Raw genomic sequence first — 14,898 nt, 5'->3', positions numbered from 1 at the left:
TTAATTATCCTTTAATGCAGAATTGTTTAAAAAGTTAAGTGAAATTGGGGTACCTTTTTCAATCGCTATGGTGGCCTTACTTCCAATAATCTTATCTATGTATTTCGGAGCAAGCCCAAACCCAGGACGAATTACTCTAACGTCTTCTTCAGAAATTATGTGCCCTTTTGGAATATTATTTATCGCATAAATTGAACGCCTAAACTTTTTATTCGGAGACTCTTCGTTCGATGTTGTTATATTACCCGAGCCAAGTGATAACCAAGTTTGATTACAAGTGTTAATTAACTCTGTTAACTCACTCGGTTCAATCGAAAAAGTACTATCTGGTCCACCTTGATTGCGATCTAAAATAAAGTGTTTTTCAATAACTCGCGCACCTAATGCTACCGCAGTATTTGCTGCGGCTGAGCCAATTGAGTGATCAGATAAACCAGTTAAAAGGTTGAAATGATTTTGTAAAGTGATGATCGACTTTAAGTTCATTTTTTCGACAGGAGTGGGGTATGCACTTATACAATGTAGTATGATGATTTGGTGGTTATTTTGCTCCTTGATAGCCTCTACAGCTTCTTCGACTTCATCTAAATTAGCTAAACCGGTCGATATAATAATAGGTTTACCAGTTTGGGCAATGCGCTTAATGAGGGGAATATCTGTAATCTCGAATGACGCTATTTTATAAGCGGGGCAGCCAAGTGATTCGAGCAAATCGACAGCAGTATTATCAAATGGGGTACTAAATAAGGTGATATCTATTTCTTTAGCGTAATTAAAAAGCGTTTGATGCCATGCAAAAGGTGTATGTGCTTTTTCGTATAAGCTATATAAGTTTTCCCCATCCCATAAACCGCCTTCAATCATAAAATCTTTTTTGTCGCAATCAATGGTCATGGTGTCAGGTGTATACGACTGGATTTTGACAGCACTCGCACCGGCTTGTTTTGCAGCAAGTAAAGTATCAAGGGCTGTTTGTAGTGAACCATTATGATTTGCTGAAACTTCAGCAATAATGTAAGGCTCAGTAGAGTCGCTAATTATTTTATTGTCAATAATTACTTTATTCTTCATGGATAAGTTCTTTTTTGTTCGTCAATACGAATAATTCATCCTCAACTTTTTTGAATCCGGCATTGCTAAAGAGCTTTTGTGAGGCTTTGTTTACAGTTGAGACCGATGCATATATATTTTCTAGCAAAAAATGATCCGGAATATTACTTATTGCTTTTAAAGCAATGCCTTGATTTTGAAATTCGGTATCAACTAGGATAGAAATTTCATGCCCATCTAAAAATTCATCAAGTCTCAACATCCCTACTGGAAGACTATTAAGATGCGTATTGCTTTTAATAATAAATAGGTGTCTGCTTGGATCACAGAGCGCTTTTTTCATCCAGTTTAAGTGCTCAAGCCATGAAACAGGTTTAGGATTTCTGGAAAATTTCCTAATTTCAGGATTAGATTGCCATTTATATAGAGTTCTAATGTCTTGCTCAGTTGCTTTTTTTAAGTGAACCTTAGCGAGGCCAAGCTTTCTAAGAAGTCTTGCTACACCTAGCCCATCGCACACTTGTAATGCTCTATTTGCCATTTCATCGACTAAATGTTTATTTTCCACAAAGCTCATAAAAGTACGTTCAAGCTTAAATAAGTCTATGTTTTTTATATCACCCAAATATTTATGCGCCCCATATCTATCTAGTTGTTCGGCTATTTCTATTTGATTTTCGGCTAAAGTGATTGCTAGTGAAGGTATACCTAGCGTACACCTCTCCCAAGTTGATGTACCGCATGCGCCAATAGCTAAGTCTGATGTTGAGTAAATCAAACCGACATTGTCACAATCTTCCAATAAGTTTATAAATGGATATTGGGCAATGTCTCTTTTTAATTCATCTAATTGGTAGGCCTGAGAGCTAAGTAAGATGGTTAAAGAAAATGATAAACTATGGAGCTTCCTAACTTGTAATAATAATTTTACAAGTAAATTAGTACAGCCTTCATTATTCATAGCGCCTAAGGCTAAAACAATCTGTTGTGGGAAGTTACCTGGTAGTACTGCCTGTGTTTTTCTTTTGGAGTAAAACTCATCGCGTAATAAGGCGTAGTGAGAGCCTGATAAGACAGTTGTTTTCGCCGATACGTATTCTTTGTAATCGTCTTCAAGTCTATTAAAAGTTTGATCTAGTAAAAAGTCTACTTCGCCATGCTCTCTGTTGGCTAAGTCGTCAATAGCAACCATTCTCTTACATTTAGGCCGCATGATAGTTTCCCATTCTTTTGCTAACTTGTAATGATCAACAAAGAGAATATCTATCTGGTGACTTACCTGACTAATTAAATTTTCAGCATCAATACTTTGATTTATGAGTGCTGGTAAATTTATGTAGTGAAAGCCTGCATTTGCAAGCCGCTGCTGATATTTGCTAGGAAGCGAAATACAAGCAAAAGTAATGGTTAAGTGTGTTTCCTGCTCGGTGCTTAAAATTCCTTTTGCTATAGAGAAACACCTTTCAAAGTGACCAGCACCAATTTGTTGATTTGCATCCAATCTAAATAAAACTTTCATAGCAACTCTGTTCAGAATCTGATGTTAAGATTGTTTTTCTTGCTCGAGCGAGAACATCAAACCCTCATTGCGTTTATATTTAGCATTTAAGAATTTAAGTTCTTTATTTTCTTCTAAGAATTGCACGACATCTAAGTAACTGAAGTCAGGCTTGCTGATGTAAAGAGACTCTAAAATAGTGGTGATGACGGTCAAGTCTTCGATTTCGTCTACAGTTAGTCTGTAATCAGAAAGGTCAGAGCTGTTTTTTAGTATCCCTAGTTTAAATTGCTCTCTGCGGTTTCTCACATATAAAGTGACATGTTCTCTATCAGAGGGTTTTAACTCATGATGCTCGAGTGATTTCAATAAATCAGCCCGAATGACTTCAGTGTCTAAACCGTGAGGAAAAGAAGGGGTGTCGCAATTATTTGTATAATCATAGTTTCCATTAATGTGTAATTGAATAACTTGATCAATAACTTCAGGGTCAATAAGGGGACAATCAGCAGTTATACGAACGATATGATCACATGGGTAGTTTGTTAATGCAGATGTAAACCGGTTAAGCACATTGTTCAGGCTACCTCTAAAAACAGCTATATTTTGTTGATGACAAAAATTAACTATGTCTTGGTCACTAGGTTCATCACTAGTAACAACAATAATATTGTTGATGAGTTCGCACTTTCGAAGTCTTTCAATTAAAAAGCTGAGCATAGGGCGATTAAGGATCGGTTTCAAAACTTTTCCGGGTAACCTCCGTGAGCTCATTCTTGCTTGGACAAATGCATTTACCTTCATTGGATTTTGTGCCTCGATACGAATAATATTTGTAGCTGTTTTTCACTCAATACTATCGGCCATGAGTAGTACTTTCTTTAAGGAGGCAATAACCTTATCCTGTTGTTCTTCGGTCATGAGTGGAAAAAGTGGCAAAGTAATAGCGCGTTTATAATATTCTTCTGCTTGCTCGCAATAAAATTGACTAAAACCTAAACGCTGATAATAGGGTTGTTTGTATATAGGAATATAATGCACATGTGCGAAAACCCCTTCTTCACGTAACTTCTCGACTATAAACCTTTTTGAGCGCGCACTTTTCTCATTAAGAAGAACGACAAAAAGATGATATGAAGATAAGTTATCGTTCTTTACATCGAGAGGAGTAACAGGCAGAGCACTAAGTTTGTCAATGTAGCGCTTAGCTTGTAAATTTCGTTTATTAACAAAATAATCAAGTTTATTAAGTTGGGTAATACCAAGTGCTGCATGCAAGTCTGTCATTCTATAATTAAACCCAAGTAATTGTTGTTCATAATACCAAGGTCCATGACTTTGCTCAGAAAACTCTTGAGTTGCTCCCGTGACGCCATGACTTCTAAACATTTGCATTGTTTTCGCAAGTTTAGAGCATTTAGTTAGAGCAGCACCACCTTCTGCTGATGTAATAATTTTTACTGGATGAAAGCTAAAAATGCTAATGTCTGAGTATTTGCAACTACCAACTTTATCGTTTTGATATTCAGCACCTACAGCGTGAGAAGCATCCTCAATTATTTTTATATTATATCGTTTGGCGAGGGCTGAAATAGCTTTCATATCGCACGATTGACCAGAAAAATGGACAGGAATAATAACTTTTGGAAGGCGATGGTTAGTCTCTGCTGTAGCGAGTTTTTTTTCTAATGCTTCGACACACATGTTGCCGGTGAAAGGGTTAATGTCTACGAAGTCAATTTGAGCATCACAATAGAGTGCGCAGTTTGAAGATGCAACAAAGGAGTTCGGTGACGTCCAGACAATATCGCCACTGCCAAGACCTAGAGATAAGCAAGCTATATGGAGTGCAGAAGTAGCACTATTAACCGCAACAGCGAAATCGACATTACAGTAATCGGCCAACCTTTTCTCAAATTCAGGAACTTTAGGTCCCTGGGTGAGGAAATCAGAGTTTAATACTTCTAAAACAGCATCGAGATCTGCTTGGTCAATATGCTGTTTGCCATAAGGTATCATTGAAGCGCCTTCTGATTAAAATCTTTGATTTCTTCAATAGTCAAATAATGGGGGTTGTGTAAAGAGTTGTATTCGTAGCCAGGATCTACTTTAATGCCTTTCTCACTTAAGGCATTGGTATCGAAATCGTTTGTCCTACTGCTAAATTTAATACCTGGTGCAATTACAAAGTGATCACTGAACTCAAATGTATCAAAGCAAAGGTCTGCAGGGCACATGACTTCATGGAGCTTCTCTCCTGGACGAATACCGATTATTTTCTGAGGAATGTTTGGGGCCATAGCCTTGGCTAAATCAGTAATCCGGATAGAAGGTATTTTGGGAACAAAGATTTCACCGCCAAGCATACGCTCAAAGTTTTTTAAAACAAAATCAACCCCTTGTTGGAGTGTTATCCAAAAACGCGTCATTTCAGCATGAGTAATAGGAATATGATCTTTTTTCTCATTGATAAACTTTTGGAAAATAGGCACAACAGAGCCTCTAGAGCAAACAACGTTACCGTACCTCACAACTGAAAATGTTGTTTTATGTCCGCCGGCAATATTATTGGCTGCGACAAATAGTTTATCGGAGGCCAGCTTGGTAGCACCATACAAATTAATTGGATTGGCTGCTTTGTCCGTTGACAATGCTATTACTTTTTGAACATTTGCATCTAAAGCCGCTTCAATGACATTTTCAGCACCATTAATATTCGTTTTTATACATTCCATAGGATTGTATTCAGCGGCTGGGACTTGTTTTAACGCTGCTGCGTGGATCACATAATCAACGCCTTGCATGGCTCTGCGTAATCTATCTTTATCTCTCACATCACCAATAAAATAGCGCATACATGGTTCATTGTATTCTTGCTGCATCTCGAATTGTTTTAATTCGTCTCTGGAGAAAATGATGATCTTTTTAGGTTTATAACGTTCAAGCAAGGTCTTCACATATTTTTTGCCGAATGACCCTGTACCGCCAGTGATTAAGATGGTTGAATTATTGAACATTAGTTTTTACCCATTGCACTTAAAACTTTACAAAATACGATATGTACAAGTCGTTGTGCTCAGTTGATTTTAAATAACCTTACAATTAAACAACACTTTAGCTTATATGAAAACTAAATCGCATATTTTATAGAAGGTTTTAGGTTACTAAGCTGGGTTTGATGATAGTTTAAGCGGCTGAACTATACTCAAGATTAGTTTTTAGCGTTGTTTTGGTGCCAATATGAAAATTAATTCTGCAAATATTTCTAACACTGCTGAAAGTAATAAGTCAGAACTCAGTTTTGAAAAGTTATCTTCAGGCAAAAAGATCAATTCAGCTAAAGACAACGCTGCGGCAATACAAATTCTCTCTCGGGTGTTATCGGAACAAGGAGGAAGTGTGGTTGCAATAAGAAATGCCAACGATGGCGTGTCATACTCTCAAGTTGCAGAGAATGCATTACAGAGTGTTTCAGACAATTTAATTCGAGTAGAAGAGTTTGCTATTCAAGCAAATAATGGGGCTTTATCATCCAACGATAGAAAAGCTATTCAATCAGAAGTTCTACAATTACAATCAGAAATAGAGCAAACAATAGAATCAACAAACTTCGCAGGTAAACCTATATTTTCTGGAGAATCTGTTGAATTTAAGGTTTCTGCAAGTCAAGCTGGTCCACAGTCTCTGAATATCAATGTCTCAGATGTGGTTGAGCAGCTAGCAAATTTTGATGTATCAACACAGCTAAAAGCGGGACAATCTTTAGATCTAGCGCAGAACTTACGAGAACAGGTAAGTGAACAACAAAGTGAAGTGGCTAGTTTTTCTAATTCGATTTACAGATCAATAAATGCTAATCAAGAAACACAAATCGCTTCTACTGCGACTCAAGAGCGGATCGAAAGTACAGACTATGCTTTAGAAACTGCGAAAAATGTCTCATCTCAATTACAGCAAGATATTAGCGTTGCACTTAGAGTGCAATCAAATGCATTACCAAGTGGCATTGAACAATTGCTGAATTGATAAAGTGTGTAATAACAAAGTATTGATATACCTCATACTCAGTGGCATTTTTTTGGCGATAGAGTCAAAAACTTGCCACTTAGGTATTGCATCCCTGACATACTCCCTTACAATCTTTTATTAAGTCACATTGATAGAAGCATTGGACTCCTTAAATGGTTTTAATCTTAGATAACAATAATAATCGCGCGAATGGTTTATCAGCTGCTCTTAACTTTGTAGGGCAACCTGCGCAAATGGTTTCTGAAAGTGATTTTCAGAAAGAGATGTCTAAGACTAAAGATGCCATAGTCGTCCTTGGTGCGCTTGCAGAGCTTGATCACGAACAAGTCATTAAAGCCTCTCCTGCGACTCCATTTTTGTTAATAGGCGAAACGCTCAAACCACTTTTAGACCTCGCTAACGTTATTGGCTTAATCTCAGAGCCGTTTATTCATGATGTGACCATGCAATTATTGCATGATGCTCAGCAATACCTTCGAATGCTACCTAACAAAGCTGATGCCACAGCAGGTAAGAGTTTCGATGGTTTAGTGGGTGAAACTGAAGCGGTTAAACAAGTTCGTTTTTTAATTTCACAAGTTGCGAAAACTGATGCCAATGTATTGATTTTAGGTGAATCAGGCACAGGTAAAGAAGTCGTTGCACGAAATGTTCATCTTTTATCTAAAAGAAGCTCAGGGCCATTTGTGCCAGTTAACTGTGGTGCGATTCCTGGTGACTTATTAGAGAGCGAATTATTTGGTCATGAGAAAGGCGCTTTTACTGGCGCAATTTCAGCACGAAAAGGTCGCTTTGAACTCGCTCAAGGTGGTACCTTATTTCTAGACGAAATTGGTGATATGCCATTGCAAATGCAGGTAAAATTGCTTCGAGTGTTGCAAGAGCGCAGTTATGAGCGTGTGGGCGGTACAAAAGCAATTCAGGCTGATGTTCGAATCATTGCTGCGACTCACAGAAATTTAGAAACCATGATAGAAGACGGTAAGTTTCGTGAAGACTTGTTTTACCGTTTAAATGTTTTCCCAATCGAAAACCCTTCTTTGCATGAGCGCGCAGATGATATTCCACTGCTATTAAATGAGCTTATGCGCCGCGTGCATGAGCAAAGTGGCAGCACAGCTAAGTTTACAGAGCGTGCAATTGAGAGTCTCAAAGCACACCCTTGGCCTGGTAATATTCGAGAGTTGGCTAACCTTGTTGAGCGTATGGTGATTATGTTCCCTGAAAAGGTGGTCGACGTCACTGATTTGCCGACTAAGTATCGCCATATTGAAGTTGAAGCATTTGAGCCTGAGTATCCTGAAGAGCTGCTTGAAAAAGATGCGTTTAACGAGCTATTTAGTAGTGGCTTTAGCGACTATGATGAAGAGTCGGTTGAGTTTGACTCTGGGTTCAATGACTCTTCAAATCAGTTTGGCCTGTTGCCAGATGAAGGTATTGAATTAAAAGAGTACTTGGCTGAATTAGAAGTGAGTTTAATTACGCAAGCTTTAGAGCGAAACGACTACGTGGTGGCGCGTGCAGCTGAAATCCTTGGGGTACGTCGTACCACGCTCGTAGAAAAAATGAAAAAGTATAATTTAAATAAAGACTGAGTATTGAACATGGCAGGTTAATCTGTAATTCAAAGTAAAAAGCGAGTTTAATACGCGCTTTTTACTTTTCTATATTTTCTGTTTATTACATAAGTTCTTTTGCAAAATCTTTATCGCAATATAAATCAATGACTTCTTGCTTTCGAAAGCAGGCATTATCGTGATCGTTGACCATGCCACATGCCTGCATATGCGCGTATACCGTAGTTGGACCTAAAAACTTAAACCCGCGCTTCTTTAAATCTTTGGCAAACTTTTCACTGATCTCGCTGGTGGCTGGATAATCTTCTTTACTATGTATTTGATTCACGATCGGCTTATTGTTAACAAACTGCCATTGGTATTTCGCGAAGCTACCAAACTCTTGCTGTATCTTTATAAATGCCTTGGCATTATTGATTGTCGCCGCAATTTTTAATTTATTGCGAACAATGCTTGGTTCAGTCATTAAACGTTCTACATCTTCATCTGTCATAGCTGCGACTTTATCAACATCAAAATTCTTAAAAGCAGCTCGGTAGCCATCGCGCTTTTTCAAAATAGTGTACCAACTCAGTCCTGCTTGTGCGGATTCCAAGGTGATAAACTCGAATAGCTTTTGGTCGTCAAATACTGGGATGCCCCATTCTTCATCGTGATAAGCAACGTAATCAGGTTTTGTTTCGTCTAGCCAAAGGCAGCGTGTGCACATTTTTTGTATCTCTGTTGGTTGATACCAATCCTCAAAATAGATCACTTAATTAAGAGGATTGGTATGAGTATAAAAATAGTATATATAAGGCTGTATAAAAAAACAGTGTCAAAAATGTAACACTTAATAATTTGAGCCTAACCCCCTGTTTAGCCATTGAAAATAATGGGTTTTTAATTTTGGCACATAATCTGCTTTATTCGGTTAGTTTAAAGTTTTGAGATTAACGTTATGGCACTAGCACAATTAGCCCAGACATCACATTTATCTCCAGTAACACCTCTAAGTCGTCGACCTGATTTAGAGTTTAACCCATGTTTACTGCAGGAGGCTTATGTGGGGGAATTAAGCGACTTACGTCAACAAGCAAGTTGGTTAAGTCACCTAGTTGATACTATGCCTGCTGGTGTTGTGGTGCTCGATGGTCAAGGCATGATTGCGAAAGCAAATCAAATTGCCATTGATATGTTGGGTGAGCCACTAGAAGGTGAAAAATGGTTTAATATCATTCAGCGCTCTTTTAGCCCACAGCAAGATGATGGTCATGAAGTGTCATTGCGAGACGGCCGATTAATTAAGCTTGATATTACCGCACTTGCGCCAGAGCCGGGTCAATTAATTTTAATGACTGACCTAACAGAAACTCGTCGTTTACAGAAACGTATGGCACATATGCAGCGTTTGAGCTCTCTGGGTAAAATGGTTGCATCGCTAGCACACCAAGTAAGAACGCCACTTTCGGCAGCTATGCTGTATGCTGCCAATTTAGGAAGTAATAAAGTACCTGAAGCATCTCGTTCACGTTTTCATGAAAAGCTGATGTCTAGATTGAAAGATCTCGAATCGCAAGTAAACGATATGTTGTTGTTTGCAAAAAGTGGTGAGCAGCAAGTGATCGAAAAGGTGTCTATGCAACAACTGCTGAGTGAAGTGAAAGCAGGTGCAGATGCCATGGTGGCGATGAATAGTAGTGAGCTTGAAGTAAATTTACCAGAGCCGGACATTGAAATCTTAGGTAATAAAACAGCGCTCGCCAGTGCCATTCAAAATTTAATTCACAATAGTATTCAAGTGATTGGCAAAGATGCCCACATCACACTAAGCGCAGCGCGAGACGACGAATCTGACAGAGTCAGAATTTCTGTTTCTGATAATGGCCCAGGTGTCGATTTAGCGCTGTCAGAAAAAATATTTGAACCCTTCTTTACCACAAAAAGCCAAGGTACGGGCCTAGGTTTAGCGGTTGTTAGCTCAGTGGCTAACTCGCACAAGGGTAAAGTAGAAGTTACTAATAATGAGCAAGGCGGAGCGTGTTTTAGTTTACTACTGCCAATTTCATTTAGCACAGAGCAATTGGAGGTTGTATGAGTCATTCAATTTTAGTCGTTGAAGATGATGCAGGGTTAAGAGAAGCACTAATCGATACACTTCAACTTTCAGGTTTTGATACGGTTGAGGCGAGCTCTGCCGAAGAAGCGGTGATGCTTTTAAAAAAACAAACCTTCTCGATTGTGGTTAGCGATGTACAAATGGGCGCAATGAGTGGTTTGGATTTACTCAAAACCATTAAGCTTAACTACCCAGATTTGCCCGTGCTGATGATGACGGCTTACGCAACCATTGATGATGCCGTAGAGGCCATGCGTTTAGGTGCCATTGATTACATGGCAAAACCGTTCGCACCAGAAGTACTTCTGAATATGGTTAGTCGCTATATGCCGGCAAAAGAGAAAGAAACAGAAGGCCCTGTGGTTGCTGATCCACAAAGTCTGCAATTACTTGAACTTGCTAATAAAGTCGCGAAATCTGACGCTAGTGTTATGGTGCTAGGGCCAAGTGGTTCGGGTAAAGAAGTATTGGCTCGATTCATTCATGATAAATCAGAACGTAAAGATGAAGCCTTTGTCGCTATCAATTGTGCGGCTATTCCTGAAAATATGCTCGAAGCTACTTTGTTTGGGTATGAAAAGGGTGCATTCACAGGTGCTATTCAAGCGTGTCCGGGTAAATTCGAACAAGCTCAAAAAGGCACTATTTTGTTAGATGAAATTACCGAAATGGATTTAGGCTTGCAAGCCAAACTCCTTCGCGTGTTGCAAGAGCGAGAAGTAGAGCGTTTGGGTGGGAGAAAAACCATCGACTTAGACGTCAGAGTTTTGGCGACCAGTAACCGTGACCTTAAAGAGGCGGTGGCTGAAGGTAAGTTTAGAGAAGATTTGTATTACCGTTTGAATGTTTTTCCTCTGATGTGGCTACCACTGAATGAGCGCCCGGGTGATATCGTAGTGTTAGCTGAGCATTTGTTAGCAAGACATACCAACAAAGCAGGCAAGCCAGCAGTGCAATTAAGTGATAGTGCAAAGCAAAAGTTATTATCACATTCTTGGCCTGGTAATGTCAGAGAGCTTGATAATGTGGTTCAACGTGCTTTGATCTTGCAGCAGGGCGATGTTGTACATGGTGAAGATATTTTTATTGAAAATTATCAACCTAGTTTAGTAACTACAAGAACAACGAATATGAAAGTGTCGCCACAGATCAATGTGGAGCAACAGGCGCGACAAGTTGAGCCTGTAATCAGTGACATAGAAAGTTATGATGCTGCAAATTATAAAGCGACTTTACAAGATAAAGAGCATCAAATTATTTTAGATACGCTTCATAAGTGTAATGGTAAGCGTAAAGACGTTGCTGAGATACTGGGTATGAGTCCAAGAACTTTACGTTATAAATTAGCTAAAATGCGCGACATGGGGATCCCGTTACCTGCATAACTTCTCTATTCTATAAGAGGCCAAACTCTTGGCCTCTTTCTTATTGTCAAAAAGTCGACTCACATTAAATTAACTCAACACACTGAAAATAAAGGGTTAATTTGTGGCACACTTTGTGCTTTTACAAGTTATATGTTTTTATTGGAGTGGGTGTTATGAAAATCCAACCAAACTCTCTTTATCAAGAAATGCAGTCTCTTGCAGTAGAGGCAACGAGAAATACCATTAAAACTAATGAAGTTGCAGTGCAAAAAACCGCGGCAACTTCTTCAGCGCAATTTGGCGATTTGCTGTCAGACGCAATTAATACGGTAAGTGGTTTACAAAAAGACGCTAAATCAAAAGTTACTGCGCTAGAGATGGGTGATAGAAGTGTTTCACTTGCCGAAGTCATGATAGCATCACAAAAATCATCAGTGGCTTTCGAAGCAACGGTACAAGTTAGAAATAAACTTGTAGAATCTTATAAAGAAATCATGAATATGCCAGTTTAATCTGGGTAGTGGAGTAGCACCGTGGCAACGAATCAATCAACTGATCTGACTTTAACCGATGGCAATGCTGGCGCTGGCTCTGAAGAGCAGCAAGAGCAAAAGTCGGGATATTTAAGCGCATTAAGTGGCGTTGATATGCTTCGCCAGGTGACTATTATCATTGCTTTAGCTATTTGTTTGGCAATAGCAATTGCAATTATCATTTGGGCACGCCAACCTGATATGCGTCCACTGGGCCAGTACCCAACCGAAGAGCTTGTGCAGACTCTCGATTTTCTTGATGCTCAGAAAATTGATTATGAGCTGGAAGGCAACACCATTATGGTTGCCGAGACCGATTACCAAACCATAAAACTACAAATGGCCCGTGATGGTTTCACGCAAGCGCCGAGTTCTGGCACAGATATATTGATGCAAGACATGGGCTTTGGTGTGAGTCAGCGCTTAGAGCGCGAGCGCCTTAAGCATAGTCGTGAACAGCAGCTAGCGCGAACAATCGAAGAGCTACAAGATATTAACCGTGCCAAAGTACTCTTAGCTATACCTAAAGAAAATGTATTTGCCCGTCGCGAGAAGAAGCCTTCGGCTACCGTGGTTATTACTTTAAAGCGTGGTAGAACGCTTGGCGGTGAAGAAGTTGATTCGATTGTAGATATCGTTGCTTCAGCTGTGCAAGGTTTAGAACCCGCACGTGTAACAGTAACAGATCAAAACGGTCGTCTGTTAAATTCAGGTTCGCAGGACTCACTGGCTGCACGCTCGCGTAAAGAATATGAAATTGAGCGCAAGCGTGAACAAGAATATTTAGAAAAAATTGATAGCATCCTTATTCCTGTTGTTGGCCTTGGTAAGTATACCGCACAAGTAGATTTAACCATGGACTTTAGCGCAGTTGAAGAAACGCAGAAACGCTATAACCCTGACTTACCTGCTGTACGTAGCGAAACCACCTTTGAAGAAAGCAACATCGGTGGAATTACCGCAGGTATCCCGGGAGCGCTATCGAACCAACCACCAGTAAATTCAAATATTCCTGAAATAGCAGGTGGCGCTAACGGTCAAGGCTCATCGCCTTCTCGTTCACAAAAAGAAGCCACTCGTAACTATGAATTAGATACAACTATCAGCCACAAGCGTCAGCAAACAGGCGTTATTCGTCGCATCAGCGTTTCAGTGGCAGTAGATTATCTGCCAAAAGCAGATGAAGAAGGCAATATGACAATGGCACCTCGTAGCCAAGAGGCGTTGATGAATATTCGTCGTCTACTTCAAGGTGGTGTGGGTTTTGATATGCAACGTGGTGACGCGCTAGAGGTTGTAACTGTCCCGTTTGTTCGTGAAGATATCATAGAACAAGCTGATCTGCCGCTGTGGGAACAAGATTGGTTTATGAAAACAATCCGTCTTGCGCTTGGTGCCTTGGTTATTATAGTGCTTATACTAGCGGTTGTTCGTCCAATGCTGAAACGTCTGATTGACCCAGATGACACACTAGAAGACTTTGATGAAGATGCGTTAACAACCGGCGTAGACTTAGGTGATAGTACGCTAGATATGTTGAACAACGAATTTGATTCATCAGCAGTTGGCTTCTCATCAGATGGTACTTTACAATTACCAGACTTACACGGCGACGAAGACTTACTGAAAGCAGTAAGAGCGCTTGTAGCCAATGAACCAGAATTATCATCACAAGTTGTGAAAGCGTGGTTAACGGAAGATGAGTAACGAAGAAGAACAAAAACAGCTCCCAGCGGCTTTTGATGTTGAGAAGCTCGACGGGGTTGATAAAGCCGCCATCTTATTGCTGAGCTTAACAGAAGAAGATGCCGCACAAATTTTAAAACATCTTGAGCCAAAGCAAGTACAGAAGGTCGGTATGGCTATGGCAGCCTTAGATGACCTTTCACAAGCTAAGATCAGTGCGGTTCATAACCTATTTATTGAGCAGATCCAAAGCTTCAGTACAATAGGTTTCCAATCTGAAGACTTTATCAAAAAAGCACTTACGGCTGCACTAGGTGAAGATAAAGCGGCAAGCCTAATTGACCAAATTGTCATGGGCTCTGGAGCGAAAGGTCTAGACTCATTGAAATGGATGGACTCAAAGCAAGTTGCCAATATTATTCGTAACGAGCACCCGCAGATCCAAACCATCGTATTAAGTTATTTAGAGCCAGAACAGTCCGCCGAAATTTTGTCGCAATTCCCTGAAAAAGTCCGCCTAGATTTGACTATGCGTATTGCGAACTTAGAAGAAGTTCAGCCAGCCGCACTACAAGAGCTAAACGAGATCATGGAGAAACAGTTCGCAGGTCAAGCCGGTGCGCAGGCTGCGAAAATGGGCGGCTTAAAAGCGGCAGCAGATATCATGAACTACCTAGACACCAATGTTGAAGGTCAGTTAATGGATTCAATCCGTGAGCATGACGAAGAGATGTCACAACAAATTCAAGATCTGATGTTTGTATTTGAGAACCTGATGGATGTTGAAGATCGTGGTATTCAAGCTATTCTGCGTGAAGTACAGCAAGATGTATTGATGAAAGCAATCAAAGGTACTGACGATGCATTGAAAGACAAGATATTAGGTAATATGTCTAAACGTGCAGCAGAGATGATGGCAGATGACCTTGAAGCAATGCCACCAGTGCGTATCAGTGAAGTGGAGGCCGCACAGAAAGAAATCTTATCGACAGCTCGTCGTCTTGCTGATTCAGGTGAGGTTATGCTGGGTGGCGGCGGCGGAGAAGAGTTCTTGTAATCG

The 14,898-nt window shown here is 39.9% G+C and carries 13 protein-coding genes; 7 read left to right on the top strand and 6 right to left on the bottom strand.

Annotated features, from left to right (window positions below):
• Genes pseI through pseB form a run of 5 tightly spaced genes read right to left on the bottom strand, consistent with a single transcriptional unit; the run spans nucleotide 1 to nucleotide 5,565 of the window.
• Nucleotides 1-1,071, bottom strand: a complete 1,071-nt coding sequence (pseI, locus tag C1E24_RS16665; protein ID WP_138483401.1) for a pseudaminic acid synthase — start codon at nucleotides 1,069-1,071, stop codon at nucleotides 1-3.
• The gene (gene pseG / locus C1E24_RS16660; RefSeq protein ID WP_138483399.1) at nucleotides 1,061-2,569 is read right to left on the bottom strand and encodes a UDP-2,4-diacetamido-2,4,6-trideoxy-beta-L-altropyranose hydrolase; all 1,509 of its coding nucleotides are present in this window, start codon (nucleotides 2,567-2,569) and stop codon (nucleotides 1,061-1,063) included. Before pseG ends, pseI begins: the two co-directional genes overlap by 11 nt.
• 24 nt (nucleotides 2,570-2,593) lie before the next feature.
• Nucleotides 2,594-3,352: a cytidylyltransferase domain-containing protein gene (locus tag C1E24_RS16655; protein WP_138483397.1), complete on the bottom strand. Its 759-nt coding sequence runs from the start codon at nucleotides 3,350-3,352 to the stop codon at nucleotides 2,594-2,596.
• Between the two features lie 42 nt (nucleotides 3,353-3,394).
• Nucleotides 3,395-4,567, bottom strand: a complete 1,173-nt coding sequence (gene pseC, locus C1E24_RS16650) for a UDP-4-amino-4,6-dideoxy-N-acetyl-beta-L-altrosamine transaminase (protein ID WP_138483396.1) — start codon at nucleotides 4,565-4,567, stop codon at nucleotides 3,395-3,397.
• Nucleotides 4,564-5,565: a UDP-N-acetylglucosamine 4,6-dehydratase (inverting) gene (gene pseB / locus C1E24_RS16645; protein WP_138483394.1), complete on the bottom strand. Its 1,002-nt coding sequence runs from the start codon at nucleotides 5,563-5,565 to the stop codon at nucleotides 4,564-4,566. Before pseB ends, pseC begins: the two co-directional genes overlap by 4 nt.
• Nucleotides 5,566-5,788: 223 nt before the next feature.
• Here pseB and C1E24_RS16640 point away from each other — a divergent pair, with 223 nt between their 5' ends.
• Both C1E24_RS16640 and C1E24_RS16635 read left to right on the top strand, forming a co-directional pair.
• Nucleotides 5,789-6,574 carry a flagellin gene (locus C1E24_RS16640; RefSeq protein WP_138483392.1) on the top strand — a complete coding sequence of 262 codons (786 nt, stop codon included), beginning with the start codon at nucleotides 5,789-5,791 and terminating at the stop codon, nucleotides 6,572-6,574.
• A 155-nt stretch (nucleotides 6,575-6,729) separates the two neighbouring features.
• The gene (locus tag C1E24_RS16635) at nucleotides 6,730-8,172 is read left to right on the top strand and encodes a sigma-54 dependent transcriptional regulator (RefSeq protein WP_138483390.1); all 1,443 of its coding nucleotides are present in this window, start codon (nucleotides 6,730-6,732) and stop codon (nucleotides 8,170-8,172) included.
• Between the two features lie 85 nt (nucleotides 8,173-8,257).
• Here C1E24_RS16635 and C1E24_RS16630 read toward each other — a convergent pair whose 3' ends face one another.
• Complete coding sequence (locus C1E24_RS16630) at nucleotides 8,258-8,863, bottom strand: DNA-3-methyladenine glycosylase I (protein WP_138483388.1); 606 nt, start codon at nucleotides 8,861-8,863, stop codon at nucleotides 8,258-8,260.
• A 231-nt stretch (nucleotides 8,864-9,094) separates the two neighbouring features.
• Between C1E24_RS16630 and C1E24_RS16625 the strand changes: the two genes are divergently transcribed.
• The 5 genes from C1E24_RS16625 to fliG all read left to right on the top strand — a co-directional run bounded on the left by C1E24_RS16625 (nucleotide 9,095) and on the right by fliG (nucleotide 14,895).
• Nucleotides 9,095-10,231, top strand: coding sequence for a sensor histidine kinase (locus tag C1E24_RS16625; RefSeq protein WP_138483386.1), 1,137 nt, complete (start codon nucleotides 9,095-9,097; stop codon nucleotides 10,229-10,231).
• Nucleotides 10,228-11,637, top strand: coding sequence for a sigma-54-dependent transcriptional regulator (locus tag C1E24_RS16620; protein WP_138483384.1), 1,410 nt, complete (start codon nucleotides 10,228-10,230; stop codon nucleotides 11,635-11,637). The genes C1E24_RS16625 and C1E24_RS16620 overlap by 4 nt, the downstream gene beginning before the upstream one ends.
• A 155-nt stretch (nucleotides 11,638-11,792) precedes the next feature.
• The gene (gene fliE / locus C1E24_RS16615) at nucleotides 11,793-12,131 is read left to right on the top strand and encodes a flagellar hook-basal body complex protein FliE (RefSeq protein WP_138483382.1); all 339 of its coding nucleotides are present in this window, start codon (nucleotides 11,793-11,795) and stop codon (nucleotides 12,129-12,131) included.
• 21 nt (nucleotides 12,132-12,152) lie between these two features.
• On the top strand, nucleotides 12,153-13,859 hold the full coding sequence (fliF, locus tag C1E24_RS16610) for a flagellar basal-body MS-ring/collar protein FliF (RefSeq protein WP_138483380.1): 1,707 nt from the start codon (nucleotides 12,153-12,155) through the stop codon (nucleotides 13,857-13,859).
• On the top strand, nucleotides 13,852-14,895 hold the full coding sequence (gene fliG, locus C1E24_RS16605; protein ID WP_138483378.1) for a flagellar motor switch protein FliG: 1,044 nt from the start codon (nucleotides 13,852-13,854) through the stop codon (nucleotides 14,893-14,895). The genes fliF and fliG overlap by 8 nt, the downstream gene beginning before the upstream one ends.
• Nucleotides 14,896-14,898 lie beyond the last annotated feature (3 nt).

The organism is Pseudoalteromonas phenolica (assembly GCF_005876835.1).
GTDB lineage: Bacteria > Pseudomonadota > Gammaproteobacteria > Enterobacterales > Alteromonadaceae > Pseudoalteromonas > Pseudoalteromonas phenolica_B.
This window is presented reverse-complemented; position numbering and strand designations above follow the sequence as displayed.

Excerpts from the sequence above, each read along its gene's own strand:
- pseI (WP_138483401.1), bottom strand. The coding sequence starts at position 1,071 with ATGAAGAATAAAGTAATTATTGACAATAAAATAATTAGCGACTCTACT.
- pseG (WP_138483399.1), bottom strand. The coding sequence starts at position 2,569 with ATGAAAGTTTTATTTAGATTGGATGCAAATCAACAAATTGGTGCTGGT.
- C1E24_RS16655 (WP_138483397.1), bottom strand. The coding sequence starts at position 3,352 with ATGAAGGTAAATGCATTTGTCCAAGCAAGAATGAGCTCACGGAGGTTA.
- pseC (WP_138483396.1), bottom strand. The coding sequence starts at position 4,567 with ATGATACCTTATGGCAAACAGCATATTGACCAAGCAGATCTCGATGCT.
- pseB (WP_138483394.1), bottom strand. The coding sequence starts at position 5,565 with ATGTTCAATAATTCAACCATCTTAATCACTGGCGGTACAGGGTCATTC.
- C1E24_RS16640 (WP_138483392.1), top strand. The coding sequence starts at position 5,789 with ATGAAAATTAATTCTGCAAATATTTCTAACACTGCTGAAAGTAATAAG.
- C1E24_RS16635 (WP_138483390.1), top strand. The coding sequence starts at position 6,730 with ATGGTTTTAATCTTAGATAACAATAATAATCGCGCGAATGGTTTATCA.
- C1E24_RS16630 (WP_138483388.1), bottom strand. The coding sequence starts at position 8,863 with ATGTGCACACGCTGCCTTTGGCTAGACGAAACAAAACCTGATTACGTT.
- C1E24_RS16625 (WP_138483386.1), top strand. The coding sequence starts at position 9,095 with ATGGCACTAGCACAATTAGCCCAGACATCACATTTATCTCCAGTAACA.
- C1E24_RS16620 (WP_138483384.1), top strand. The coding sequence starts at position 10,228 with ATGAGTCATTCAATTTTAGTCGTTGAAGATGATGCAGGGTTAAGAGAA.
- fliE (WP_138483382.1), top strand. The coding sequence starts at position 11,793 with ATGAAAATCCAACCAAACTCTCTTTATCAAGAAATGCAGTCTCTTGCA.
- fliG (WP_138483378.1), top strand. The coding sequence starts at position 13,852 with ATGAGTAACGAAGAAGAACAAAAACAGCTCCCAGCGGCTTTTGATGTT.